The following is a 25,546-nucleotide window of genomic DNA, read 5'->3' as shown; positions in this document are numbered from 1 at the left end:
GCGCGGTAGTGTTGCGGCCGGCTCCAGTCGCCATCACGCCTGCAACGCGTCCCACATTTCCTTGTCGCGCGCCGCCGTCCAGATGCGCGGGTTCTTGATGCCGCTGGCCTCGTCAAAGGCGCGGCTTACATCGAACGGCAGGCAGTGTTCGTAGATGAACACCTGGCCGAAGATCGGGTCCATGCTCTTGCGCGTGTGCGCCATGGCGGCCTTCAGGTCCATCTTGGCAGCGGCGGCCTCCTGGCCGCAGCGGTACAGCGTTTCGACCCAGCGTTTCGTGTAGTCGAGCGCCTTGTCGACGTTGGCCGCGCCCTTCATGGCTTCGCCGCGTCCGGGCACGATGGCCTCGGCCCTTAAAGCCCGCAGGGCTTCGAGCGTGGCGGGCCATTCCTCGAGTTGGGCGTCGCCGGTGTAGACGCCGGCCTCGTACTCGACCAGGTCGCCACTGAACAGCACCTTCTCTTCGGCGACCCAGGCGATGGTGTCGCCGCGCGTATGGCCGTAGCCGGGCGACCAGATCTGCACCTTGACGCCGCCCAGATCGACGGTGAGCTTGCCGGGCACTTCGCCTCGCGTCGCATCGCCGCCGCCGATCACCAGGGTCGGCCAGGTCAGGCCGGGCACACCCTCGGCGCCGCGGAACAGGCGCGGGAAGCGCTCCATCTCGCTTTGCATGTCTTCCTTGCCGCGCTCGATGATGAGCTCCAGCGTGCCCTGGCTCGCGATCACCTCCGTAGCACCCTCGGCCACATAGGCGCTGGCGCCAAGCACGCGCACGGCGTGGTAGTGGGTCAGCAGCACATACTTGATGGGCTTGTCGCTGACGGTGCGGATTTTCGCGATCAGGTCCTGCGCCATCGCCGGCGTCGCCGTGGTGTCGCTGACCATGATGAACTTGTCGCCAATGATCACGCCGGAATTGGGATCGCCCTCGGCGGTGTAGGCCCAGCAATGCGCGCTGAGCTGCTCGAAGGTGATTTTCTTGTCGGTTAAGTCAGCCTGGCTGGCAAAGGCTTTGGTGGGGGCGCTGGACATGGAGAGTCTCCTGGAAGTGGGCAAGGGCTGAAGAGGCGCAAGTCGCGCGGCGTCTTGATGACCGTGCGATTTTACCTAATCGTAATTAATTACGCATTGTTAAATTCCGCTTTCAGCCACTGCACTGCTTTCAAAGCCAGTTCCTCCAGCGAAGCCGTTGCGTCCAGCGCCAGCACATCCAGCTCGCCGGTCGGGTCCTGCAGCGCCTCGAACTGGCTGGCCACTAGGCTGGGCGGGTAAAAATGGCCGTCGCGCCCCGCCACGCGGCGCAGCGATTCGGCCGGCGTGATGGCCAGGTGCACAAAGCGCAACTCCGGCACCGCCGCCCGCAAGGTATCGCGGTAGGCCCGTTTGAGCGCGGAACAGGTCAGCACCGCGCCGGCCGGATGCTGCGCCAGCTTGGCGCCCAGCGCCTGCAGCCAGCCGGCGCGATCCATGTCCGTGAGCGGCACGCCCTGCTCCATCTTGTGAATATTGCGCGGCGGATGAAAGTCGTCCCCCTCGATCAGCGGCAGGCCCAGTTGCGCAGCCATGCGCCGCCCCACCGCCGACTTGCCGCACCCCGCGACGCCCATCACGACCACATGCATTGCACTCATGCGGCCAGTGTAGTGGCTCAACCCATCTTCGAGCATGCCGAATGCGATTCAAGCTCAGAGCGCGTCAGTCGTGCCGCGCAACGCGATGCTCGCACTTTGGCACGCTCGCTGATGGAAACCCCGCTAGAGCGTGGCTTGCGCCATGGCGCGACCGCACAGGCGTGCGATGAAGGCATCGCCATCGCCCGGCACCGCGTCGCCTCGCCACACCACGTGCTGATCGGCGCGGCACATCACCAGCGCATGCACGTACTCGGCGGGAACGGCGAGCGCGTCGACGTCCAGCACTGTCAGCGGCATGCCGGTTGCCTGCGCGGCGCGCTGGAGCGGCGCGATGTCCGCATGCCGGTCAAAGCGAAGTAGGGTGTAGGCCGGGCCGAAGGCGTCGTACAGAGAACGCCCGTCGGTTAACCAGAAATGCGGCGCCCGACAACCCGGCACGGTCGAGGGGGTAAAGGCGCCCATCGAGTATGCCGGTGGCTCGGCGTCGTCGTACTCGATGATGGGCGAGCCCGTGTAGTAGTAGCCAAAATTGAGGCCGGCACAGCAGAACTGTTGCACGTTGAGTTCGTAGGCCTCGCGTCCAATGTCGGCGCGCCGCGCGTCAGCCTCCGGTCCGAGCGCCTCGATGTCGGCCGGCACGGTGCGGCGCGCGCGAATCATCTTCTGCGCATGGTCCATGGCGAAGCGCGACACCTGTTCGGTGATGGGCTGGCGCTCCGCCTCGTAGGCGTCCAGGATGCGTTCGTCAGCCCAGCCCTGCACGCACGCCGCCAGCAGCCACGACAGATTGATGGCGTCGGCGATGCCCGCATTCATGCCGTAGCCAGCGTAGGGCACCCACAGGTGCGCGGCGTCACCCGCCAAAAAGACCCGGCGATCGCGGAAGCGGTCGGCCACCAGCCGGCGTCCCACCCAGTCTTCCCTGCTGATCACCTCGTATTCGAAGTCGGGCCCGACACCGAGGATGTCGCGGATCGAGCGGTCGCGGTCGACCGAATCGAATTCCGGCTCCTCGGCGTTCAGGTGGTTGTGCACCAGCCAGGTGGCGTGGCCGTCAATGGCGAACATCGTGCCGCAACGCCGCGGGTTCATCGAGTAGTACGACCATGCCGGCTTGCCCGGAATGAGCGAGCGCAACTGTGGCGCGCGGATGTAGGTCGACTGCACGCGCTGGATGATGGCCGTCCCCTCAAGCTTCGCGCCGATTTGCTTGCGCACCGCGGAACTGCCGCCGTCACAGCCCACCATGAAGCGGGCGCGAAGCGTTCGCGTGCCGCCATCGTCGAGGCTCGTCGCCGTCGCGACGACACCCGTCTCGTCTTGCGTGAAACCGGTGACCTGCGTCCGGTTGAGCAGGGTCACGCCCGAAAGCGCGGCCGTGTGCTCCAGCAAAATCGGCTCCAGATAGATCTGGTTGATGCGGTGCGGCGGCTCCGCCGTCGGCCACCATGCGTCCGGCCCTTGCGTCTCGGCGTAGCGGTCGCGCCGGCAGGGAATCGGGATGCGCGTCAGCTCAATGCCCGTGACGCTGGTGCGGAACACGACATCGTTCGGATAATCGGCGGGGAGTCCGGCATCGCGCAGCTTGCGCGCAACGCCCAGTCGGCGGAACTGCTCCATGGTGCGCGAGGCGACGTGGTTGCACTTCACGTTTGGCGGCTCGGCGTAACGGCGAATCTCGGCAATGAGCACTTTCACGCCGCGCGCGGCCAAGTCCATCGCCATGGTCAGGCCCACGGGGCCGGCGCCGACGATCAGCACATCGGCGGTCAGGATCTCTGCGGGTGCATTCATGCGTCCTTCACCCCAGTTTGATACGGGCAATCCGGATCACATTGGCCCATTTCGCGGTTTCGGAACGAATGTAGACACCAAAGGCTGCGGACGTGCCCGGCTCGGGCTCGACACCCATATTCCGCAATTTCGTCTTGATGGTCTCGTCGGTCAATGCGGCGTTGATTTCGGCATTCAGTCGCGCGACGATCGGCTCGGGCGTTCCGGCTGGCGCCACAATGCCGAACCAGCCGGTCGAATCGTATCCGGGCAGTCCTGCCTCGGCCACGGTAGGTACGTCCGCCAGCATGGGCAGTCGCCGCGCACTGGTCACAGCATAGGCAATCAGCTTGCCAGCCTTGATCTGTTGCAGCGCCGACGGCAGGTCGACCACGCCCAGTGACAACTGGCCGCCCATCACGTCGAGCGCAACCGGTCCGCTGCCACGGTACGGCACCTCGTTCAGTTGGATGTTCGCCATCTGGGCGAACAACGCCGCAGACAGGTGCATCGCTGTGCCGTTGCCACCATAACCGACCGACAGCTTGTCCGGCTCGGCCTTGGCCAGTGCGATGAGTTCGCGCAGCGTATCCGCTTTTGCTTTCATCGATGGATTACCGACAATCACGAACGGGATCGCCGCGAGCATTGCGACCGGCTTGAAGTCCTTCATGGCGTCGAACGGCATCTGCGGATAGAGGCTGACGTTGGCCGACAGTGCGCCCGCAGCACCCAGCCCCAGCGTGTAGCCGTCGGCCGGCGCCCTGGCCACCAGCGCGAGGCCCACATTTCCGCCGGCACCCGGCCGATTATCCACTATGACAGGTTGCCCCAGCTTCTCGTTCAGGCGCGGCACGATCATGCGAAACACGGCGTCAGAGCTGCCGCCGGGCGGGAAAGTGACGACCACCTGGATCGGCTTGTTCGGGAAGCCGCCGCCGGCATTTTGCGCGGCGCTGGGCAAGGCCAGTGCGGCCAGTCCAGTAAACGCGGCAAAGGCGATGGGGCTCAGGAGGCGGGTGAAATTCTTCATTAATGTCGGTCCATGTAGTTATCTCCAATCACCATTTGACATCAGCGCAATTCATTCGTAAATCAAGAAATAGTTGATCAAATATCATGTTATCTGATGAATAAAAACTTTGCCCCTACCATCCGGCAGTTGCGCGCCTTCGTGCAGGTTCACCGGCTTCGCAAGCTTGGCGCCGCCGCCGAGAAGCTCTTCGTGACCCAGTCGGCCGTCAGCATGCTGATCCGGCAACTCGAAGAGGGGCTGGGCGCGCGCCTGTTCGATCGCACCACCCGATCGCTGCAGCCGACTGCGGCGGCAAACGAAATGCTTGCGACGGCCGAACGCATCCTGCGCGACGTGGACGCACTATCGTCCAGCTTTCGCACGCTGTCGACGCTGGAACGTGGCCGCGTCTGCTTCGCCACGACGCCCACGCTGGCGTCCTTCCTGCTGCCGGATGCCATCTGCGCGTTCGAGGCAGCCTACCCGCAGGTGCGCGTGGTCGTGGACGACTGCGCGCCCGACCAGTTCATCTCGCGGATCATGGGTGAGCACGTCGATTTCGGCATTGGCACCCCCGAGCACCCCGGCGCCGAGGTAGACACGCAGACGCTCCTGCGTGATCACCTCGCGCTGGTGTGCCTGGCCAACCATCCGCTGGCCCGCACACCCCGTGTTCGTTGGATCGACCTTGCAGGCCACCCGATCGTGACCATGCGTACCGGCTATGGCGTCAGGCCGCTGATCGACGGCACGGCAGCCACCGCAGGCGTAGTCCTGAACGTTGTCAACGAGGTGTCATTCATGTCGACCGCGTTGTGGATGACGGCCAGCGGCATGGGCGCCTCGATCATGCCCTCGGCCTTCGCGCGCGCGTCGAACAACGCATCGCTGGTCATCCGACCGATTTCGACACCGCGCGTGTCGCGCGACATTTCGGTGGTTATCAAGCGCGGGCGTTCGTTGTCGACCGCCAGCATCCGCTTTCTCGCAACCCTGCGCAGTGCCTTGAAGGCGAAGTCGTCCTGATCTCTCAGCCCGCCGCGAGCCCATGTTCGAGCACGCCGATCACCTGCTCGGCAAACGCGGCATAGCTCATGGCCCCGCCGGGGCGCAGCCAGGTGAAGGTCCAGTTGATCATGCCGAACAGCATCATGGCTAGGGCGGTCTGGTTCGCGGCGTTCACGCGCTGCGGATAGGCGCGGCGCAGGAAGCGCGTGACGGCAGAGACCACATCGCGCTGGCGGTTCAGGATCAGCTCACGCTGCGACAGCGCCGGCACCTGACCCGGCTTTGCGTCGGCCTCTGCGGCCAGAAACTTGGTGTCGTGCAGCAGCGCCACGTGGCGCGTGGCCGAGGTTTCGTACTCCTGCAGGAAATTGCGGACCAACTCGTGCAGCGCGGCGCGGTCATCCAGGCTGCGGCGCTGCGCCGTCGCCTCGACCTGGCCGATGAGGGCCAGCAGGCGCTGGGTGTAGCGGTCCAGCAGGTCAAACAGGATGGCTTCCTTGCTGCTGTAGTAGTGGTAGAGGCGCGCCTTCGAGGTGCCAAGGGCAGCGGCAATATCGTTCATGCTGGCGGCCGGGTAGCTGCGATCGGCAAAACACTGTGCGGCAATATCGAGGATTTCGTCACGCTTGAGTTCGTGAGAGGCAGATTTGGGGCGGGCCATGCTGGCATTTTGCCAGTGCGGAGGTATGGTGCAGACCCTGCCCGCCCCCACTCGCGACTTTGCCGATTACTGCTGCGAGCGCTTCACCTACCTGGCCCGCGGCGGGCCCAAAAGCATGAACTGCTACAGCGCGCCGGTGGATGCGATGGAGTCGGCGCAGTTCATGGCGCCGTGGGCCCGGCTGGCCCTGGAATCGGCGCTGAAAGCGCGTTCAGCCCATGCAGGGCGGACACGGTCAGCTAGCAAATCGATAGCGAAGCCGGCTAAACCCGCGCCCAGGCGGACTACCGCGCCCGCCGCGCCACCCAGCGCCCGGGCCACGCTGCAAAGCGCCAGGCGCAAATCAGCCAGGGGCTGACCCACGGCAACACCCCATCCGCGCGCCGCACGCCGCGGATTCGGCGCGGCGGCAGGCTGCGGATCCCAGCTGAACCAGGCCGGCGCACTGCTGGCGGCGTCCCAGGGTTCGAGCACCAGGCGCTGTCCCGCCCACAAGGCCAGCGACTCGCCGGGACTCAGAAAACGGTCGCCCAGGTCGTTGGCGGGGCCGCGGTGTGGGCCTTGCAAAGTAGCCCAGACCTGGCCCTGCGCCACGCGGAATACACCCGCCTCGCGCGGCCGCAGGGTCACGGCCCGGCCCGCGTCCAGCTTCCAGCAGCCGGGCAGCGCAGCGCCGGGCGTGGGTTGTTGCAATTGCAGAACATTTTGCGAGGTCATGGCGTTCTCCATATCAGCTAATCAGGAATGAATGATGGTCGCCAATGCCTTGGCAGTCCAATGAAAACGCGGTACGCTATTCATACTGGATTCGCATCAATCGACACTTCCACCCTCCTTCAACCCCATGCAATCTTCACCCACCCACCTGCGCTCGCGGCCCCTCTCGGTGGGGCATTTGCGCGCGCTGGAGGCGGTTGCCAGGCACCTCAATTTCCGCGCCGCGGCGGAGGAACTGGCGCTCACGCAATCGGCCGTGAGCCGGCAGATCCAGTCGCTGGAAGAAGAAGTGGGCGTCAGCCTGTTCCTGCGCCACACCCGCGCAGTGGAGCTCACCAGCGCGGGCGCGCAGCTGCTGCGCTCGGTGCTGCCATCGCTGGAGCGCATCGACAGCGCGGTGCGGCTGATTCGCCGCAGCGCCGGGCGCAAGAGCGTGGCCATCACCACCTGGGCCTCGTTCGCGTCCATGTGGCTGATCCCGCGGCTGGAAGCCTTCCAGAGCGAGTATCCCGACATCGACATCCGCATCGACGCGAGCGACCACGCGGTGGACATGGAGACCACCGATGTCGACATCGCGCTGCGCTACGCCGTGCCCGCCAACGTGCCGGCGAGCGCCATCCGCATGTTCGGCGAGCAGCTCACGCCGGTAGCGAGCCCCTGGCTGCTCAAGAGCGGGCATGTACTCGCGCGCGGCGAGGATCTGGCGCATTTCGCGCTGATCGAGGCGGGCGATGCGCACCGCACCCAGCACCTGGAGTGGCTGACTTGGCGGCGCTGGTTCGACACCCACCACTTCAGCAAGCTCGAGCCCAAGCGCTGGCTGTACTTCAACTACGCCAACCAGATCGCGCAGGCCGCTCTCACGGGCCAGGGCGTGGCGCTGGCGCGCATGCCGCTGGTGGCCGACAGCCTGGCCAGCGGCGACTTGGTGGAAATCCTGCCCGGCATGCGGCTCGAATCGCCCATGGCGTACTGGATGCTGGTCGGCCCGCGCAGTGCGCTGCGGCCCGAAATCCGGGCGTTTTGCGAATGGATTTCACTGCAGGCGGCACAAACGCGCAAGGCCGTTGGCGATGGGCCGGATCCGGACACGCTCGACCAGCCCGATTGAAGAGCCGCGCCAGGGCGCACGGCCCGTTCAACCGGCCGGGGTTGGTGCTTGCGGCCGGCTCGCCTGGTTCAGTTGCTCGATGGCGGCGGCATCCAGTGTCAGTTGCGTGGCCGCCACCAGTTCCGCCAATTGGGCGAGCGACGTGGCACTGACGATCGGCGCCGTGATGCTGGGGCGGGCCAGCTCCCAGGCCAGCGCCACCCGCGCCGGCGTGGCGCTGTAGCGCGCCGCCACGTCGTCCAGCGCGGCCAGGATGCGCAGGCCGCGCGCGGTCAGGTACTTGGCGGCGCCCTTGCCGCGCGGACTCTTGCCCAGATCGGCGCTGGAGCGGTATTTGCCGGTCAGAAAGCCGCTGGCCAGCGCATAGAAGTTGATGACACCCACGCCCTGCTGGACGCACAGCGGCTCCAGCGTGTCCTCATACGCGGCGCGGTCGTACAGGTTGTACAGCGGCTGCAGACTCTCGTAGCGCGGCAGTCCCTCCTGCCGGCTCACCTCCAGCGCCTGCGCCAGCCGGGCGGCGCTGTAGTTGGACGCACCGATGGCGCGCACCTTGCCCTCATCGATCAGCTTGCCGTAGGTTGCCAGCGTCTGCGCCAGCGGCGTGTCGGCATCGTCGTCGTGGGACTGGTACAGGTCGATGTAGTCGGTCTGCAGCCGGCGCAGCGAATCTTCCAGCGCGCCCCGGATGTAGGCCGGTGCCAGCCCCTTGCGGCCCGGTCCCATCTCCATGCCGACCTTGGTCGCCAGCACCACCTGGCTGCGCTTGCCGCTGCGCTTGAACCACTTGCCCAGGATGGTTTCGGATTCACCGCCCGTGTGCCCGGGCACCCAGCGCGAATACACGTCGGCGGTGTCGATGAAGTTGAAGCCGGCATCCACCCAGGCGTCCAGCAGGGAGAACGAGGTGGCTTCGTCAACGGTCCAGCCGAACACGTTGCCGCCGAAAGCCAGTGGTGAGACTTGCAGGCCGGATCGGCCCAGGGATCGCTTGTTCATGCGCTGCTCCTTGCGGGGTTCATGTACAAAAACGGAACTTCAAACTTTACGCCCAATCACCCAGGCGTGGGGGCGAACGCAGCGAAGGGCCGGGCCGAAGCGACAAGCGTGGGGGCTTGTTAAACGGGCCACACCACGCCGTTGTCGTTGAGGATCGCGTCGAGCGGCACGTCGTGCGCCTCGGGCTCGAAGTCTTCTATGAACCCGTGCGTAAAGCCCAGCCCGACGGTGACCGGCCGGGGCCGCAGGGCGGCCAGCGTGCGGTCATAGAAGCCCCCGCCATAGCCCAGCCGGTAGCCGCCCGGCCCGTAGCCCAGGCAGGGCACGAACAGCAGCGTGGGCACCACCACCTCGGTGTCCTTGGGCTTGGGGATATCGTAGGCGTCCTCCTGCATCGGGCAGCCCGGGTACCAGGCGTGAAAAGTCAGGGTCTTGTGAAGCTTGTCCACCACTGGCAGTCCGATGCGTTTCATGTCAGGGCCGCCCTGCAGCTCGCCATCCTCCTTCCAGCGGTGCAGCGCCGGCAGCGGATCGAACTCGCCCTTGATCGGCCAGTAGGCGCCAATCACCGTGTCGGGCCGCCCCACCAGCCAGATCCGCATGACGCGCTGGAGCAAATCCGCGCGCTGCGCGCGGTCGGGCATGTTCAGCCGTTCTTCGATCAATGCCCGTCGCACCGCTAACTTGTCCATAATTCCCCCATGAAGATCAACAAGATTTTGACACCGTCTCTCTCCGCCACCCTGATCGCCGGCATCCTGTTCGCGGCGCTACCGTCCGCACAGGCCCAGCCCGGCAGCGACGACGCCCTGCTGCAAATGAGCCAGGCCTTCAAAAGGGGTGACAAGGCCGCACTCACGGCGCTGCTGCCGCTGGCCCGGGGCAACCCGCTCGAAGCCTGGGCCGCCTACTGGGAGCTGAAGGCGCGGCTGGATGACGCGAGCGCGCAGGAGGTGCAGGATTTCCTCAGGCGCTACGCCGGCACCTACCAGGAAGACCGGCTGCGCAACGACTGGCTGCTGCTGCTGGGCCAGCGCCGCGACTGGGAGGGGTTTGCCGCCGAATATCCCAAATTCCGCATGCGCGACGACCGCGAAGTGCAATGCTATGCGCTGCACATCGAGCAGCTGACCAGCGCCACGCCCTCGCCCACCCTGGCCGATCAGGTGCGCAAAAACTGGTTTGCACTGCACAAGGCCGATGACGGCTGCACGCTCGCGGCGGGCGCCCTGATCGCCGCCCAAAAAATGCCCGCGCTGGAAGCGTGGCGCAAGGCACGGCTAGCGATGGCCGCGAATCGCCTGACGGTGGCGCGCAACGCGGTGGAGATCGTCGCCCCCGAGGCTTTGAACCTGGTCTCCGACCTCGGCAACAGCCCGGCGAAATTTCTCGCCGGCAAAGCCGTCGCGATGTCGCGCGTGAGCAAGCAGCTGGTGGTGCTGGCCCTGATCCGGATGGCCGCCAATGACCCGGATGCCGCCGCGACCCAGCTCGATGGCAAATGGAGCCCGCAGCTCACCAGCGAAGAGCGCAACTGGGTCTGGGGCGTCATCGGCCAGCAGGCGGCGACGCGCTTGAGCGGCGATGCGCTGAACTACTACGGGCGCGTCAGCCGGGACAGCGACCTGACCGACGTCATGCTGGAATGGAGGGCCCGCGCCGCGCTGCGCGCCGGCAACTGGCCCACCGTGCTGACGACGATCAAGGCCATGAGCGAGGACGCGCGCAGGACTCCCACCTGGGTTTACTGGAAGGCACGCGCGCTGCTGGCCACCCTGAACGGGGCCCAGCGCGCCGACCCCGCGTCGCCGCGGCGCCTGGAAGCCAACGCGCTGCTGCAGGGCATCGCGGGTCCCAGCGGTTTCTATGAACAACTGGCGCTGGAAGATCTGGGCCAGCGCGTCACCGTGCCGCCCCGGCCCGCGCCGCTGACGGCGCAGGAAAAGCAGGCGGCGCTGGCAGACCCGGGCCTGAACCGGGCCCTGTACGCGATCGGGCTCGGGCTGCGCAGCGAAGGCGTGCGCGAATGGAACTACGCCACCAACCTGCACACGGCCGGCGGCATGAGCGACCGCGAACTGCTGGCCGCCGCCGACCTGGCCTGCCAGCGCGAAATCTGGGACCGCTGCATCAACACCAGCGAGCGCACCAAATCGTTCATGGACTTCGACCAGCGCTTTCCCATGCCGCACGAGCAGGCAGTCATCAAGCGCACGCGCGAGATCGGCCTCGACCCGGCCTATGTGTACGGCCTGATCCGCCAGGAAAGCCGCTTCATCATCGATGCACAGTCGGGCGTGGGCGCCTCGGGCCTGATGCAGGTCATGCCTGCGACGGCGCGCTGGACGGCCCGCAAGATCGGCCTGGTGGACTTCACCCCCGACCAGATTTCCAACCGCGACACCAACATCGCGATCGGCACCGGCTACCTCAAGCTGATCCTGGACGACTTCGACGGCTCCATGGCGCTGGCCGCCGCCGCCTACAACGCCGGTCCGGGGCGCCCGCGCAGCTGGCGCAACGGCCCGGTGCTGGATGCGGCCATCTGGGCCGAAAACGTGCCGTTTGCCGAAACCCGCGACTACGTCAAGAAAGTGCTGGCCAACACCACCGATTACGCGGCCATCCTGAGCGGCCAGCCCCAGTCATTGAAGGCCCGGCTGGGCACGGTGGGGCCGCGCGATGCCAGCGTGCCGGACCCGGGCAAGGATTTGCCCTGAAACGGATTTACGGGATCACCGCATTCACCACGGCGCCCGTGGCCCTGACGCCGGTGCCGACGATCACCGCACCGGTGGTGACCACGGCACTGCCGACCGCCACTACGGCGTCGCCCACCGCCACCACGGCACAGCCGCTGCACAGCGCGACGACGCAAAAAATCGACAGCCGGCAGGCGGCGCTGAGTTGGCGCATGAAATAGTCCTTGTCTTCTATCATTCGAATGCTTCAATTATCGGGGCAGGAACACGCGCCAATGCGTCAGATTGTCGGGACACCCACAGGACTCAAGCAGAATCGACCCTCATGAACAAAATACTCATCCTCGGCGGCACCGGCTTTGTGGGCAGCCACCTGTGCGAGAAACTGACGCGCCTGGCGTGGCGCAGCACCGTTCCCACGCGGCGCCTCGCAGGCGCCAAGCACCTGTGGATGCTGCCGCTGCTGGACCTGTTCGAAGCCGATGTGCACGACGAGGCCGCATTAACCCGCCTCGTGGCAGGACACGATGCCGTGGTGAATCTGGTCGGCATCCTGCACGGCAACGAAGCTGCATTTGACAAGATGCACGTCCAGCTGCCGCAAAAACTGGCGCGCGCCTGTGCGGCCACGGGCGTGCGCCGCGTGGTGCACGTCAGCGCGCTGGGCGCCGGCAACGACGCGCCGTCCATGTACCAGCGCAGCAAGGCGCGCGGCGAAGAGGTGCTGCGCGCGGCCGATCTGGATCTGACGGTGCTGCGCCCCAGCGTGATCTTTGGCCCCGAGGACAAATTCCTGAACCTGTTTGCCAGGCTCCAGCGCGTGTTTCCGGTGCTGCCGCTGGCCGGCAGTGCCGCGAAATTCCAGCCCGTGTGGGTCGAAGATGTCGCTGCGGCCGTGGTGACCAGCCTGCAGGAGCGCCGGCGCATCGGCGAGACTTACGAGGCCTGCGGGCCGCAGGTGCTGACCTTGAAAGAACTGGTGCAACTGGCGGGGCGCTACAGCGGCTTTGAGCGCCCGATCATCCCGCTGCCGATGGCACTGGGCCGCCTGCAGGCCCTGCTGATGGAGATGGCCCCGGGCGAGCCGCTGATCAGCCGCGACAACCTCGACGCGATGAAGGTGGACAACATCGCCAGCGGACGGCTCCCCGGACTGCAGGCGCTGGGCATCACCCCCACCGCCCTGTCCACCATCGCGCCGTCTTACCTCAACACGCAGGGCCTGGAAGACGAGTTGCTGGCCATGCGCAGAACTGCCGGGCGTTTCTAGGCTCCAGGCCCGCGGCAGTAACATGTCGCCCTGGAGGTTTTCATGCTCAAGCTCTACATCGGCAACAAAAATTATTCCTCGTGGTCCATGCGGCCCTGGGTACTGCTCAAACAGGCCGGCATCCCGTTCCAGGAAGTCAAGGTGCTCTTCGATTCGTTCGATCCGGGCTCGAACTTCAAGGTGACACTGGACGGCGTAACCCCGGCCGGCAAGGTGCCGGTGCTGCTGGATGGCGACTTCGCCATCTGGGACACGCTGGCGATTGCCGAGTATGTGGCCGAAAAATTTCCCGAGAAAAAACTCTGGCCGCAGGACCCCAGGGCCCGGGCACGCGCGCGCAGCATCTGCGCCGAGATGCACTCCGGCTTCGCGGCCCTGCGCGGCAGCTGCGGCATGAACATCGAGGCTTCGCTGCCGCACATCGGCCAGCTCGTGTGGCGTGACAAGCCCGCCGTGCGCGCCGACGTGCAGCGCCTCGTCAGCATGTGGAGCGAACTGCTCGCGCAGCATGGCGGGCCATTGCTTTTTGGGAATTTCACGATCGCCGATTCTTATTTCGCGCCGGTATGCATGCGGCTCAAGACCTACGCGCTGCCGGTGCCCGCCGAGATCAGCGCCTACGTGGAGCGCGTGCGCGCACTGCCCGGCATCAAGGCCTGGATCGACGACGCGCTGGCCGAGCAGGACTTCCGCAATTTCGAGGAGCCTTACCGGCTTTCGAGATAGAGTCCCCACGCGCCGGTAAACTGCCCGGCATGCAGATTTACATGGTTGGCGGTGCGGTGCGCGATGCCTTGCTGGGCTTATCCGTGCAGGACCGCGACTGGGTCGTGGTGGGCGCCACGCCCGAGGCGATGGTCGCGCTGGGCTATTTGCCGGTGGGCCGCGACTTCCCCGTGTTCCTGCACCCGCAAACGCACGAGGAATACGCGCTGGCACGCACCGAGCGCAAGACCGCGCGCGGCTACCACGGCTTTGCCTTCCACACCACGCCGGACGTGACGCTGGAGCAGGACCTGGCGCGGCGCGACCTGACTATCAATTCAATAGCTGTCAGTGCAGATGCAGTAACGGCTCCAGGCCCATTTCATCTAAATCCCAAGACTCTGATCGACCCTTACGGCGGGCAGCGGGACTTGCGCAGCAAGACCTTTCGCCACGTCACCGAGGCCTTTCGCGAAGACCCCGTGCGCATCCTGCGCGTGGCGCGGTTTGCGGCGCGCTTTGCCGACTTCCATGTGGCGCCCGAGACGATGCGGCTGATGCGGGACATGGTCAGCCACGGCGAGGTCGATGCGCTGGTGGCCGAGCGCGTCTGGCAGGAACTGGCTCGCGGCCTGATGGAGAACACCCCTTCGCGCCTGTTCGAGGTGCTGCGCGAGTGCGGCGCGCTGCGCGTCCTGCTGCCCGAGGTGGATCGACTTTGGGGCGTGCCGCAGCCCGCGCAGCATCACCCGGAGGTCGATACCGGCGTCCATCTGATGCTGGTGCTCGACATGAGCGCGCGACTCGGCGCCTCGCTGCCGGTGCGTTTCGCCTGCCTGATGCACGACCTCGGCAAAGGCACGACGCCGGCCGAAGGATTGCCGCGCCACATCGGCCATGAGGAGCGCAGCGTCAAACTGGTCAAGAGCGTGTGCGCGCGGCTGCGCGTGCCCACCGAATGCCGCGAACTGGCCGAGGTGGTGGCGCGCGAACACGGCAACATCCACCGCAGCGGCGACTTCCAGGCGGCGGCGCTGGTGCGCCTGCTGGAGCGCTGCGACGCGTTTCGCAAACCGCAGCGATTTGCGGACGTGCTGCTGGCCTGCGAATGCGATGCGCGGGGCCGCCTGGGGCTGCAGGAGAGCGCCTATCCCCAGCGCGAGCGGCTGCTCGGCGCACTCGCCGCCGCGCAGCAGGTCGCTACGAATTCAATAGCTGAGGGTGCACAGTCCACGGGGGCTACAGGCCCAAAGATTGGAGAAATGATTCACCAGGCACGGGTCGCGGCGGTCGCGGCCCGCTGGCCTGCGGCCGGCGCTTGACGCCACGCCAGCTCAATTTTCCGCCGGGCCGCCCCAAGGAAAATTAGCCCCCTCGGGGGGCAGCGCAGCACACGCAATGGCAAGCGTGGGGGCCTTATTGCCGCTTCGGATCGTTGGCCGCATTCACGGCGGCGGCGCCCGGCAAACTGCTGGCATGCCAGCCGCCGCCCAGCGCCTGGATCAGCTGCACGCTGGCGACGTAGCGGCTGCCCAGCAGACTCACCGAATCCCGCTCGGTGCCGAACGCCGTGGCTTGCGCGGTGACCACATTCAGGTAGCTGACGACACCGGCCTTGTACTGGTTGATGGTCAGCTTGACCGACTCGCGCGCCGCCTGCAGGGCCGCGTCCTGCACGGCGGCCTGCTGCTCCAGGATGCGCAGGGCCGCCAGATTGTCTTCCACCTCCTGCAAGCCCGTGAGCACGGTCTGCCGGTACAGCGCGACGTTCTGGTCATAGACCGCGCGCGCCTGCCGGCTCTGCGCATCGCGCGCGCCACCGTCGAACAGGGTCGCCGCCAGTTGCGGGCCGATGGACCAGAAGCGGTTCGGCAGGCTCAGCAGATTGGCAAAGGTCGAGCCCTGGTACCCGGCCGACCCGGTCAGGCTCAGGGCCGGAAAATATGCGGCCTTCGCCACGCCGATCTGGGCGTTGGCCGCGGCCACCTGGCGCTCCGCCGCCGCCACGTCGGGCCGGCGCTCCAGCAGTTGCGAGGGCAGGCCGGCCTCGGGCACCGGTGGCGGCGGCGCCGTCGTCAGCGGCGCGGGGGCGATGGAAAAGGTCGAGGCCGGCTGGCCCACCAGCAGGGCAATCGCATGCTCGAGCTGGGCGCGCTGCACGCCCAGGTTGATGGCCTGGGCCTGCGCGGTCTTGAGCTGCGTGTCGGCCGCCACCACATCGGCCTGCGCCGACACCCCGCCGACATAGCGGTTCCTGGTGAGCTGCAGTGATTTCTGGTAGGCGGCGACGGTGTCGGCATACAGCTGGATCTGGGCGTCCACCTGGCGCAGCGTGAAGTAACTTTGCGCCAGCTGGCCCTGCGCACTCAGGCGCGCCGCCGCCAGTTCGGCGGCGCTGGCCTGGGCGCTGCTGGTTTGCGCCTCGGTGGCGCGGCGCACCTTGCCCCAGATGTCGGCCTCCCAGGACGCGCCCAGTGACAGGGAGACGTTGTTGTTGATACCGGAGGAGGAAGCGCCGGAGGCGCCAGTGGTTGTGCGCGCGGCCAGACCGCTGCCCGCCTGCGATCGCGTCGCGGCCGCATTCAGGCCAACGGTCGGGAAGTAGGCGGCGCGCGCCGACTCCACCAGCGCGCGCGCCTGCTCGTACTGCGCGGCGGCCGCCTTCACGGTCTGGTTCGAAATCTCCACCTGTTCGACCAGCGCGTTGAGCCGGGCGTCACCAAACACTTCCCACCACTTGCCGCGATCCGCGGTGTCGGCGGGCTGGGCCACGGTCCAGCCGCTGTTTTCCTTGTAGGCGAGCGGGGCGGCGGTGTCGGGCCTGACGTAATCGGGGCCAACCGCGCAGGCGCCCAGCAGCGTGCAGACGGCCACCGTGAGCGCCATGGCCAGCGGCGTATGGGGGTTTGAATGGATGCTCATGGCCTCTCCTGCCCTGCAAAAATAGGTCGGCCCGAACCTGCGCGCCAGCGCGCATAGTGCGCCTTGCCCCACACGCTGAGACGGTCCAGATAAAGGTACACCACGGGTGTGGTGTACAGCGTCAGCAACTGGCTCACCATCAGGCCGCCGACGATGGCGATGCCCAGCGGCTGGCGCAGCTCGGCGCCGTCGCCATGGCCCAGCGCCAGTGGAATGGCGCCGAACATGGCCGCCATGGTGGTCATCATGATGGGGCGAAAGCGCAGCCGGCAGGCCTGGAAAATCGCGTCGCGCGGCGTCATGCCCAAACGGCGCTCCGCGTCCAGCGCGAAGTCGATCATCATGATGGCGTTTTTCTTCACGATGCCGATCAACAGGATCACGCCGATCAGTGCGATCAGGCTGAACTCGGTGCCGGTCAGCAGCAGCGCCAGCAGCGCGCCCACGCCGGCCGAGGGCAGGGTCGAGAGAATGGTCAGCGGGTGCACATAGCTCTCGTACAGCACGCCAAGCACGATATAGACCGCCAGCAGCGCCGTCAGGATCAGCAGGGGCTGGCTGCTCAAAGAACTCTGGAAGGCGTTGGCCGTGCCCTGAAAGCTGCCATGCAGGCCGGTCGGCACGCCCAACCTGGCCATCGCGTTGTCGATCGCGCTGCTGGCGTCCGACAGCGATACGCCCGGGGGCAGGTTGAACGAAATCGTCGAGGCCGTGAACTGCCCCTGGTGGTTCACCGACAGCGCGGTGCTGGTGGGCGCATACGTGGTGAAGGCGGCCAGCGGAATCTGCGGCTCCGGCTGGGTCGAGAGCGTCAGCGCCAGTGAGGTGTTGGCCGACAGCTTGCCGCCCGCCGTCAGCGCCGGCGCGGTCTGCAGCGCCGACGAGGTCGGTGCCAGGTTCGCCTGCGACAGCGGCACGCTGACATAGGTCTTCTGCAGCGTGGTCGGGCTCTGCCAGTACTCGGGCGAGGCCTCCATCACCACGTGGTACTGGTTCATCGCGTTGTAGATGGTCGAGATCTGGCGCTGGCCGAACAGGTCGTAGAGCGAGGCGTCGATCAGTTGCGGCGTGACGCCCATGCGCATGGCCGTGGCGCGATCGATGGTCAGCGTGGTTTGCAGCCCATGGTCCTGCTGGTCGCTGCTGACGTCGGCCAGTTCTGGCAGATTCGACAGGGCCAGCGTGATCTTGGGCTCCCAGGCGCGCAGCACGGCCAGGTCGTCGGCCTGCAGCGTGTACTGGTACTGGGCATTGCTTTGCCGGCCCCCCACGCGAATGTCCTGCACGGCCTGCAAATACAGGCTGGCACCGGCCACGTGCGACAGCTTGCCGCGCAGCCGCGCGATCACCATGTCGGCCGAGTCCTTGCGCACACCCAGGGGTTTGAGCGAGACGAAAACAAAGCCGCTGTTGACGCGCCCGCCACCGGTGAAGCCGACCACGGTATCGACATCCTTGTCGGACCTGACGATCTGCACGAACTCGGCAAATTTCTGCTTCATGGCCTGGAACGAAATCGCCTGGTCGCCCTGGATGCTGCCCACCAGCCGGCCGGTGTCCTGCTGCGGGAAAAAGCCCTTGGGAACGATCACATACAAATACACGTTCAGCGCAATCGTCGCCAGCAGGATGACCATCATGAGCGGCGCAAAGCGCAGCGCCCAGGCCAGCGAGCGCTCATAGCCGCGCAGCATGCCGTTGAAAAACCGCTCGCTCAGCAGGTACAGGCGCCCGGGCTGGCGTGCCGCCTGCGCGCCGCGGGCCTTGAGCAGGCGCGCGCACATCATCGGCGTGGTGGTCAGCGACACCAGCAGCGACACCAGGATGGCCACCGACAGGGTGATGGCGAATTCACGGAACAGGCGCCCGACGATGCCGCCCATGAGCAGCAGCGGAATGAACACCGCGATCAGCGACAGGCTCATCGACAGCACCGTGAAACTCACCTCGCGCGCGCCCTGCAGGGCCGCGGCAAACGGTTTCATGCCGTCCTCGATGTGGCGCGAGACGTTCTCCAGCACCACGATGGCGTCGTCCACCACGAAGCCGGTGGCAATCGTCAGGGCCATCAGCGAGAGGTTGTTCAGGCTGAAGCCCATCAGGTACATCGCGCCGAAGGTGCCGATCAGCGACACCGGCACCGCCACGCTGGGAATCAGGGTGGCGCGCCAGTTACGCAGAAAGGCGAACACCACCAGGATGACCAGCGCGATCGAGATCATCAGCGTGCGCTCCGTGTCCTTCAGCGACGCGCGGATAGTGGGCGTGCGGTCCACCGACACCGTGAGGTTGATGGCGGCGGGAATCGAGGCGCGCAGCTGCGGCAACAGCGCGCGCACCCGGTCCACCGTCTCGATGATGTTGGCGCCCGGCTGGCGGTACAGGATCACCAGCACCGAGGGTTTGCCATTCGTCTGGCCGGCATTGCGCAGGTCGGCCACCGAATCCACCACCTGGGCCACGTCGCGCACACGCACCGGCGCGCCGTTGCGGTAGGCGACGATCAGGGGCATGTATTCGGCGGCGGTCGTGGCCTGGTCGTTGGCATAGATCTGCCAGTTGCGCGCGCCGTCTTCCACGATGCCCTTGGGCCGGTTCGCGTTGGTGGCCGCCACCGCCGTGCGCACGTCGGCCGTGCCGATACCGTATTTGTTGAGCGCGGTCGGGTTCAGCTCGATGCGCACCGCCGGCTGCGAGCTGCCGCCCACACTGACCTGGCCGATGCCGTCCACCTGCGCCAGCTTTTGCGCCAGGATGCTGTCGGCCGCGTCGTACATCTGGCCCTGCGTCATCGTGTCCGAGGTCAGCGACAGGATCAGCACCGGCGCATCGGCCGGATTCACCTTGCGGTAGGTCGGGTTGCCCGGCATGCCGCTGGGCAGCAGGGTGCGCGCCGCATTCAGCGCCGCCTGCACGTCGCGCGCGGCGCCATCGATGTCGCGGCTCAGGTCGAACTGCAGCGTGATGCGCGTCGAGTTCAGCGCGCTGCTCGAGGTGATCTCCGTGACGCCGGCAATGCTGCCGAGCGCGCGCTCCAACGGCGTGGCCACCGTGGCGGCCATGGTCTCGGGGCTGGCGCCCGGCAGCGAGGCCGACACGGAGATGGTCGGGAAGTCCACCTGCGGCAGCGGCGAGACCGGCAGCAGCCGGAACGCCACCAGCCCGGCCAGCGCGATGCCCAGCGTCAGGAGCGTGGTCGCCACCGGGCGCTCGATGAACGACCTGGAGATGTTCATGGCTGAACCGGCGTGGGCACCGGGTCCGCCGCCGACGCCGCATCCGGATCCGCATCGGGGTTGCCAAAACGCTTTTTCATGCGCCGCGCCACACGGTCGAAGGCCAGGTAGATCACCGGCGTGGTGAACAGCGTCAGCACCTGCGACACCAGCAGGCCGCCGACCATGGTGATGCCCAGCGGCTGGCGCAACTCCGAGCCGACGCCGCCGCCGAGCATCAGCGGCAAGGCGCCGAGCAGGGCGGACATCGTCGTCATCAGGATGGGGCGGAAACGCAGCAGGCAGGCCTGGTGGATCGCTTCGCGCGGCGACTTGCCCTCGTGCCGCTCGGCCTCCAGCGCGAAGTCGATCATCATGATGGCGTTCTTCTTGACGATGCCGATCAGGAGGATGATGCCGATGATCGCGATGATGTCGATGTCATGGCCCGTGAGCATCAGCGCCAGCAGGGCGCCGACCCCGGCGGAGGGCAGCGTGGACAGGATCGTGACGGGGTGGATGTAGCTCTCGTACAGCACCCCGAGCACGATGTACATCGTGATGATGGCGGCCAGGATCAGCAGCAGCGTGTTGCTGAGCGAGGCCTGGAACGCCAGCGCGGCGCCCTGGAAGCTGGTCTGCACGCTCACGGGCAGGCCGATCTCGGCCTCTGCCGCCTTGATCGCATCGACGGCATCGCCCAGCGAGGCGCCCGCCGCCAGGTTGAACGAGACCGTCGCGGCGGAGAATTGGCTCAGATGGTTCACCACCAGCGGCGCGGTTTTCTCGGAAATGCGCGCGATGCTGGACAGCGGAATCTGGCCGCCGCTGCCCGTGACCAGGTAGATGCCGTTCAGTGCGGCCGGGCCCTTCTGGAATTCGGGCTTGACCTCCATCACCACGCGGTACTGGTTGGACTGCGTGTAAATCGTGGAAATCATGCGCTGGCCGAAGGCGTTGTACAGCGCGTTGTCGATGGCCGCGGTGGTGATGCCCAGGCGCGAGGCCGAGTCGCGGTCGATGTCGATATAGGCCTGCAGGCCCTCATCCTGCAGGTTGCTGGCCACGTCCGCCAGTTGCGGGATTTGCTGCAGTCGCGCGACCAGCCGGGGCACCCACAGACTGAGCTCGTCCGGGTCCGCGTCTTCCAGGCTGAACTGGTACTGGGTGCGGCTCACGCTGTCCTCGATGGTCAGATCCTGCACCGGCTGCATGTACAGCTTGATGCCCGGCACGTCGGCGTCGAGCTTGGGCCCCAGGCGCCGGATCACGTCACTGGCGCTGATGCCGCGCTCCGCCTTGGGCTTGAGGTTGATCTGCAGGCGCCCGCTATTGAGCGTGACGTTGGTACCGTCGACCCCGATGAACGACGACAGGCTCTGCACCGCGGGGTCCTGCAGCACCACGCGGGCCAGCGCCTGCTGGCGCTCGCCCATGGTGGCGAACGAAACCGATTGCGTGGCCTCGGAAATGCCCTGAATCACCCCGGTGTCCTGCACCGGGAAAAACCCTTTCGGCACGAACACATAGAGCAGCACCGTCAGCACGAGCGTGGCGAAGGCAACGAGCAGCGTCAGCATCTGGCGGTCCAGCACCCATTCGAGCGCCCGCCCGTAATGGGCAATGACGTTGTCGAAAAAGGCCCCGCTCTTGCGGAAAAACCAGCCCTGTTTTTCGGGCGGCGTGTGGCGCAGCAGCCGCGCGCACATCATCGGGGTCAGCGTCAGCGACACCACCGCCGAGATCAGAATGGCCACCGCCAACGTCACGGCGAACTCGCGGAACAGCCGCCCGACCACATCGCCCATGAAGAGCAGCGGGATCAGCACCGCGATCAGCGACACGGTCAGCGAGATGATGGTGAAGCCGATCTGCGCCGAGCCTTTGAGTGCGGCCTCCAGCGGCTTCATGCCCTCCTCGATGTAGCGCGAGATGTTCTCGATCATCACGATCGCATCGTCCACCACGAAGCCGGTGGCAATCGTCAGCGCCATCAGGGTCAGGTTGTTGATGGAAAAGCCCGCAAAATACATGACGCCGAAGGTGCCGACCAGCGACAGCGGCACCGCGACACTGGGAATGATGGTGGCCGGCACGTTGCGCAGGAACACGAAGATCACCATCACCACCAGCGCCACCGACAGCAGCAGCTCGAACTCCACGTCGCTGACCGAGGCCCGGATGGTGGTGGTCCGGTCCGTCAGCACCTTGACGTCGATGGCGCCGGGCAGCGTGGCCTGCAGCGCGGGCAGAATCTTCTTGATGTTGTCCACCACACCGATCACGTTGGCGCCCGGCTGGCGCTGGATGTTCATGATGATGGCAGGCGTGGTGTTGGCCCAGGCGGCCAGGCGCACGTTCTCGGCCGAGTCCACCACATCGGCAATGTCGGAGATGCGGATGGCGGCGCCGTTCTTGTACGCGACGATCAGGCTTTTGTATTCATCGGCCGACTTGAGCTGGTCGTTGGCGTCGATGGTCGAGGCCCGCGTCGGCCCGTCGAAGTTGCCCTTGGCCTGGTTCACGTTGGCATTGCCGATGGCGGTGCGCACATCGTCGAGGTTGAGCCCGAGCGCGGCCACGGCCTTCGGATTGAGCTGAATCCGCACGGCGGGCCGCTGACCGCCCGACAGCGTCACCAGACCGACGCCCGCCACCTGCGAGAGCTTTTGCGCCAGCCGCGTGTCGATCAGGTCGCTCACCTTGGGCAGCGGCAGCGTCCTGGAGGTGATCGCCAGCGTCAGGATCGGCGTGTCGGCCGGGTTCACCTTGTTGTAGATGGGCGGCGTCGGCAGGTCCGCGGGCAGCAGGTTGCCGCTGGCGTTGATGGCGGCCTGCACCTCCTGCTCCGCAATGTCCAGACTCAAATCCAGGCTGAACTGCAGCGTGATCACCGAGGCGCCGCCCGAGCTGGTGGACGACATCTGGTTCAGGCCCGGCATCTGGCCAAAGGTGCGCTCCAGCGGCGCCGTGACGGACGAGGTCATCACGTCCGGGCTGGCGCCCGGGTACAGCGTGACGACCTGGATCGTGGGGTAGTCGACCTCCGGCAGGGCCGACAGCGGCAACTGCCTGAACGCCACGATGCCGGCCAGCAAGATGGCCAGCATCAGCAGCGAGGTCGCGACCGGCCGCAGGATAAAGATGCGTGACGGGTTCATGACGAGCTTTTAATGCGCGGCGCTGGCTGCCGGCGCGGCAGGTGCCGACGCGCCGGCCGCCGGTGCGCTCGCGGCCCCCGCCGCGGCGCTGGCACTACGGCGCTTGCCGGCCCCGCGCGCGCCCGGCTTGGGCTGCTGCAGCGCGGGGTCATTGGGCCCGCCGCGCACCACCGGCTCGACCTTGGCGCCTTCGCGCAGCTTGTCGATGCCATCGACCACCACGGTCTCCCCGGGCGCAATGCCGGTGCTGACCGCGGTCAGGTCGCCCTGCACCGGGCCGGTGGTCACGCTGCGCACCGTCACGGTGTTGTCGGCCTTGACGACGTACACGTACAGCCCCGTGGCGCTGCGCTGGATGGCCGCGCTGGGGATGGCCGTGGCGCCGCGCAACACATCGAGCAGCATGTGCACATTCACGAACTGCTGCGGGAACAGCGCGTTGTCGGTGTTGGGGAACTGCGCCTTGAGCTTGACCGTGCCGGTGGTGTTGTCGACCTGGTTGTCGATCGTCAGCAGGGCGCCGGTGGCGAGCTTGTTCTGCTGGTCGCGGTCCCAGGCTTCGGTCATGGGCTTGGCGCCGCTGTGCAACCGCTTCATGACGGCGGGAATGCTGTCCTCCGGCAACGAGAAGACCACCGTGATCGGCCGCAACTGGGTGATGGTGGCAATGCCGGTGGTATCGCTCGCGTGCACCACGTTGCCCAGATCCACCTGGCGCAGGCCGATGCGCCCACCGATAGGCGCGGTCACCTTCGAGTACAGCAGCTGCAGGCGCGCGCTGTCCAGGTTGCCCTGGTCGGACTTGACCGTGCCCTCGTACTGTTTGACCAGCGCAACCTGGGTGTCGAGCTGCTGCGACTGGATCGAGTCCTGCTCGACCAGCACGCGGTAGCGCTGCAGATCCACCCTGGCGCCATTGAGCAGGGCCACATCGCGCGCCAGCTGCCCTTCCGCCTGCGTCACGGCCACCTGGTAGGGACGCGGGTCGAGTTCGGCCAGCAACTGGCCGGCCTTGACTTCCTGCCCTTCGGTGAAGTTCAGCGTCACCAGGGTGCCATCGACGCGGCTCTTGACCACGGCCGTGGCCAGCGGCGTGACCGCCCCCAGGCCGCTCAGGTACACGTCGATGTCGGTCGTCCTGGCCACGGCCACGCCCACCGGCGACACCCCGTTCACGCCGCTGAAGCGCTGGCTCCCGCCCGCGCCCGCGCCCGCGCGAGCCGGGGCGGACGCCGCACCGGCGGGCGCGCCACCCGCCGCCTTGGCCGGGCGCTTCCAGATGAAGTAATAGGCCCCGGCGGCGAGCACCAGCACCAGCAGCGTCAAAAACCAGCCGTTCGACCACCAGTGCCCGTGGCGACTGGCGCGAGACTCGGCGGAGGGGCTGGCGTCAGGGGGCAGGTTGGAGGGTGTATTCATGGTCCGAAGGATGTGCGATAGACAGGAACAGTAAAAGGGAGCCGTAAAGCCGGACCGGCGCAGCCAGATTCGCGCGGGCACGCCGGGCGACACCGCCATGACGTAAACGATAGTAGCAAACCGGACCGCGCCCACCGGCGCGCAGGTGGCGTTTTCGCGCCGCAGCCAGGCAGCTTTACGATTGTTTTACCCGCCTCATACAAGCGCCTCACAAAGGGGGCCGCAGCGGGCCCGGCGCACGGCGCACCCGTCAAGCCACCAGCGCCAGCGCGGCGTAGTCGCCAACCTTGTCGCCCAGCCCCGCGGGCACCAGTTCGACGCCATCGGTCAGCGCGGCCAGCCGGCCCGTGAGCTGCGCCTGCAGGCGCGGCAGCAAGAAATCGCGGTGCGGCCAGAACACGCCGCCACCGATGGCAATGCGCTGCAAGTCGAGCGTGGCCACCAGGTTGTAGAGCATGCGTCCCAGCACCCGGCATATCTCGTTAATCATGGCCGTAGCCCTTACGTCACCTGCGCCGGCAGCTATAAAAAGTGCAGCGGCGTCGGCATACCCCTGCGCCGCGAACCGGCGTGTGACGGCATTGCCCGCGACCAGCGCCTCGACGTCGCCGCGGTTGCCGCAGCCGCACAGCGCCTGCTCGTTGTCGCTCACGAAACTGTGCCCGGCGTGGCCGGCATTGCCGCTCTTGCCGCGCAGCACCTGGCCGCCCACGCACAGTCCGACGCCAATGCCGGTGCTCCAGGTGACATACGCGCAATGATCGAAGCCCTGCAGCGCGCCCCAGCGGCGCTCGGCCTCCAGCGCGGCCACGCCGTCGTTCTCGATGCGGAGCAGGCAGGTGTCGCTGGCAACACCCTCGCGCAGCGGCGCTTCCAGCAGCGCCGTTTGCCAATCGTTGGGCAGGCCGCGCGCGGGGCCGGCCAGGCCGCCGCAGATGTTGGGCGTGGCCAGCTCGACCAGCCCGCGGTTCAGCACGAACGGCCCAGTCGACGACACGCCCAGCGCCGCCAGATCGGTGGCGGCCAGGCCCGCGGCGGCGCAGCTCTGGCCGATCAGGCGCGCGACCTGGCGCCCCAGCGCGTCGTTGGCGCCCTGCTTGGCCGTCGGTTCCGTGACCCGCCCGCGCAGGCCGTGCCGGTCCGCCACGCTGACAGCCACCTTGGTGCCGCCGACATCCACGCAGGCCACGGGCGCGGCGCGCAGCGCGCCAAAATCGATCGGGGTCAT

General features: G+C 66.9%; 20 protein-coding genes. 6 read left to right on the top strand and 14 right to left on the bottom strand.

Going from position 1 to position 25,546, the window contains the following annotated elements; all coding sequences use genetic code 11:
- Positions 1 to 33: 33 nt before the first annotated feature.
- The 4 genes from B0E49_RS15120 to B0E49_RS15105 all read right to left on the bottom strand — a co-directional run bounded on the left by B0E49_RS15120 (position 34) and on the right by B0E49_RS15105 (position 4,374).
- Entirely contained in the window at positions 34 to 1,035 is a 1,002-nt protein-coding gene (locus B0E49_RS15120) for an MBL fold metallo-hydrolase (RefSeq protein ID WP_077563037.1), read from the bottom strand.
- 89 nt (positions 1,036 to 1,124) lie between these two features.
- Positions 1,125 to 1,634: a gluconokinase gene (locus B0E49_RS15115; RefSeq protein ID WP_077563054.1), complete on the bottom strand. Its 510-nt coding sequence runs from the start codon at positions 1,632 to 1,634 to the stop codon at positions 1,125 to 1,127.
- Positions 1,635 to 1,757: 123 nt separating this feature from the next.
- Positions 1,758 to 3,431, bottom strand: coding sequence for an FAD-dependent oxidoreductase (locus B0E49_RS15110; protein ID WP_077563036.1), 1,674 nt, complete (start codon positions 3,429 to 3,431; stop codon positions 1,758 to 1,760).
- Positions 3,432 to 3,438: 7 nt separating this feature from the next.
- Positions 3,439 to 4,374: a Bug family tripartite tricarboxylate transporter substrate binding protein gene (locus tag B0E49_RS15105; RefSeq protein ID WP_286138042.1), complete on the bottom strand. Its 936-nt coding sequence runs from the start codon at positions 4,372 to 4,374 to the stop codon at positions 3,439 to 3,441.
- Positions 4,375 to 4,539: 165 nt separating this feature from the next.
- Here B0E49_RS15105 and B0E49_RS15100 point away from each other — a divergent pair, with 165 nt between their 5' ends.
- Complete coding sequence (locus tag B0E49_RS15100; RefSeq protein ID WP_077563034.1) at positions 4,540 to 5,451, top strand: LysR family transcriptional regulator; 912 nt, start codon at positions 4,540 to 4,542, stop codon at positions 5,449 to 5,451.
- Between the two features lie 4 nt (positions 5,452 to 5,455).
- On the opposite strand, the gene B0E49_RS15095 is transcribed toward B0E49_RS15100, so the two are convergent.
- Together B0E49_RS15095 and B0E49_RS15090 are read right to left on the bottom strand one after the other, a co-directional pair.
- Positions 5,456 to 6,094 (bottom strand): TetR/AcrR family transcriptional regulator, encoded by a 639-nt coding sequence (locus B0E49_RS15095; RefSeq protein ID WP_077563033.1) that lies wholly within the window; start codon positions 6,092 to 6,094, stop codon positions 5,456 to 5,458.
- Between the two features lie 123 nt (positions 6,095 to 6,217).
- Positions 6,218 to 6,811 carry a DUF2917 domain-containing protein gene (locus tag B0E49_RS15090; protein WP_168175065.1) on the bottom strand — a complete coding sequence of 198 codons (594 nt, stop codon included), beginning with the start codon at positions 6,809 to 6,811 and terminating at the stop codon, positions 6,218 to 6,220.
- Positions 6,812 to 6,938: 127 nt separating this feature from the next.
- Here B0E49_RS15090 and B0E49_RS15085 point away from each other — a divergent pair, with 127 nt between their 5' ends.
- The gene (locus tag B0E49_RS15085) at positions 6,939 to 7,925 is read left to right on the top strand and encodes a LysR substrate-binding domain-containing protein (RefSeq protein ID WP_077563031.1); all 987 of its coding nucleotides are present in this window, start codon (positions 6,939 to 6,941) and stop codon (positions 7,923 to 7,925) included.
- Positions 7,926 to 7,952: 27 nt separating this feature from the next.
- Here B0E49_RS15085 and B0E49_RS15080 read toward each other — a convergent pair whose 3' ends face one another.
- Positions 7,953 to 8,924 carry an aldo/keto reductase gene (locus B0E49_RS15080; protein ID WP_077563030.1) on the bottom strand — a complete coding sequence of 324 codons (972 nt, stop codon included), beginning with the start codon at positions 8,922 to 8,924 and terminating at the stop codon, positions 7,953 to 7,955.
- Between the two features lie 119 nt (positions 8,925 to 9,043).
- The gene (locus B0E49_RS15075) at positions 9,044 to 9,616 is read right to left on the bottom strand and encodes a 5-formyltetrahydrofolate cyclo-ligase (RefSeq protein ID WP_077563029.1); all 573 of its coding nucleotides are present in this window, start codon (positions 9,614 to 9,616) and stop codon (positions 9,044 to 9,046) included.
- A gap of 9 nt (positions 9,617 to 9,625) precedes the next feature.
- Between B0E49_RS15075 and B0E49_RS15070 the strand changes: the two genes are divergently transcribed.
- Positions 9,626 to 11,644 carry a lytic transglycosylase domain-containing protein gene (locus tag B0E49_RS15070; RefSeq protein WP_077563028.1) on the top strand — a complete coding sequence of 673 codons (2,019 nt, stop codon included), beginning with the start codon at positions 9,626 to 9,628 and terminating at the stop codon, positions 11,642 to 11,644.
- A 7-nt stretch (positions 11,645 to 11,651) separates the two neighbouring features.
- On the opposite strand, the gene B0E49_RS15065 is transcribed toward B0E49_RS15070, so the two are convergent.
- Entirely contained in the window at positions 11,652 to 11,840 is a 189-nt protein-coding gene (locus B0E49_RS15065; protein ID WP_077563053.1) for a hypothetical protein, read from the bottom strand.
- 111 nt (positions 11,841 to 11,951) lie between these two features.
- On the opposite strand from B0E49_RS15065, the gene B0E49_RS15060 reads away from it, so the two are divergent.
- Genes B0E49_RS15060 through B0E49_RS15050 form a run of 3 tightly spaced genes read left to right on the top strand, consistent with a single transcriptional unit; the run spans position 11,952 to position 14,923 of the window.
- On the top strand, positions 11,952 to 12,896 hold the full coding sequence (locus B0E49_RS15060; RefSeq protein ID WP_077563027.1) for a complex I NDUFA9 subunit family protein: 945 nt from the start codon (positions 11,952 to 11,954) through the stop codon (positions 12,894 to 12,896).
- A gap of 42 nt (positions 12,897 to 12,938) precedes the next feature.
- Complete coding sequence (locus tag B0E49_RS15055; protein ID WP_077563026.1) at positions 12,939 to 13,622, top strand: glutathione S-transferase family protein; 684 nt, start codon at positions 12,939 to 12,941, stop codon at positions 13,620 to 13,622.
- Between the two features lie 29 nt (positions 13,623 to 13,651).
- Positions 13,652 to 14,923: a multifunctional CCA addition/repair protein gene (locus B0E49_RS15050; RefSeq protein WP_077563025.1), complete on the top strand. Its 1,272-nt coding sequence runs from the start codon at positions 13,652 to 13,654 to the stop codon at positions 14,921 to 14,923.
- 94 nt (positions 14,924 to 15,017) lie between these two features.
- Here B0E49_RS15050 and B0E49_RS15045 read toward each other — a convergent pair whose 3' ends face one another.
- From B0E49_RS15045 to B0E49_RS15025, 5 genes are all read right to left on the bottom strand, one after another.
- Positions 15,018 to 16,523: an efflux transporter outer membrane subunit gene (locus B0E49_RS15045; protein ID WP_077563024.1), complete on the bottom strand. Its 1,506-nt coding sequence runs from the start codon at positions 16,521 to 16,523 to the stop codon at positions 15,018 to 15,020.
- Complete coding sequence (locus B0E49_RS15040) at positions 16,520 to 19,759, bottom strand: efflux RND transporter permease subunit (protein ID WP_077563023.1); 3,240 nt, start codon at positions 19,757 to 19,759, stop codon at positions 16,520 to 16,522. The genes B0E49_RS15045 and B0E49_RS15040 overlap by 4 nt, the downstream gene beginning before the upstream one ends.
- Positions 19,756 to 22,899: an MdtB/MuxB family multidrug efflux RND transporter permease subunit gene (locus tag B0E49_RS15035; RefSeq protein ID WP_077563022.1), complete on the bottom strand. Its 3,144-nt coding sequence runs from the start codon at positions 22,897 to 22,899 to the stop codon at positions 19,756 to 19,758. The genes B0E49_RS15040 and B0E49_RS15035 overlap by 4 nt, the downstream gene beginning before the upstream one ends.
- Before the next feature lie 9 nt (positions 22,900 to 22,908).
- Entirely contained in the window at positions 22,909 to 24,318 is a 1,410-nt protein-coding gene (locus B0E49_RS15030) for an MdtA/MuxA family multidrug efflux RND transporter periplasmic adaptor subunit (RefSeq protein WP_077563021.1), read from the bottom strand.
- 250 nt (positions 24,319 to 24,568) lie between these two features.
- The gene (locus tag B0E49_RS15025; RefSeq protein WP_077563052.1) at positions 24,569 to 25,546 is read right to left on the bottom strand and encodes an ROK family protein; all 978 of its coding nucleotides are present in this window, start codon (positions 25,544 to 25,546) and stop codon (positions 24,569 to 24,571) included.

Origin of the sequence: Polaromonas sp. C04, assembly GCF_002002705.1 — a bacterium.
Lineage (GTDB): Bacteria > Pseudomonadota > Gammaproteobacteria > Burkholderiales > Burkholderiaceae_C > Rhodoferax_A.
This window is presented reverse-complemented; position numbering and strand designations above follow the sequence as displayed.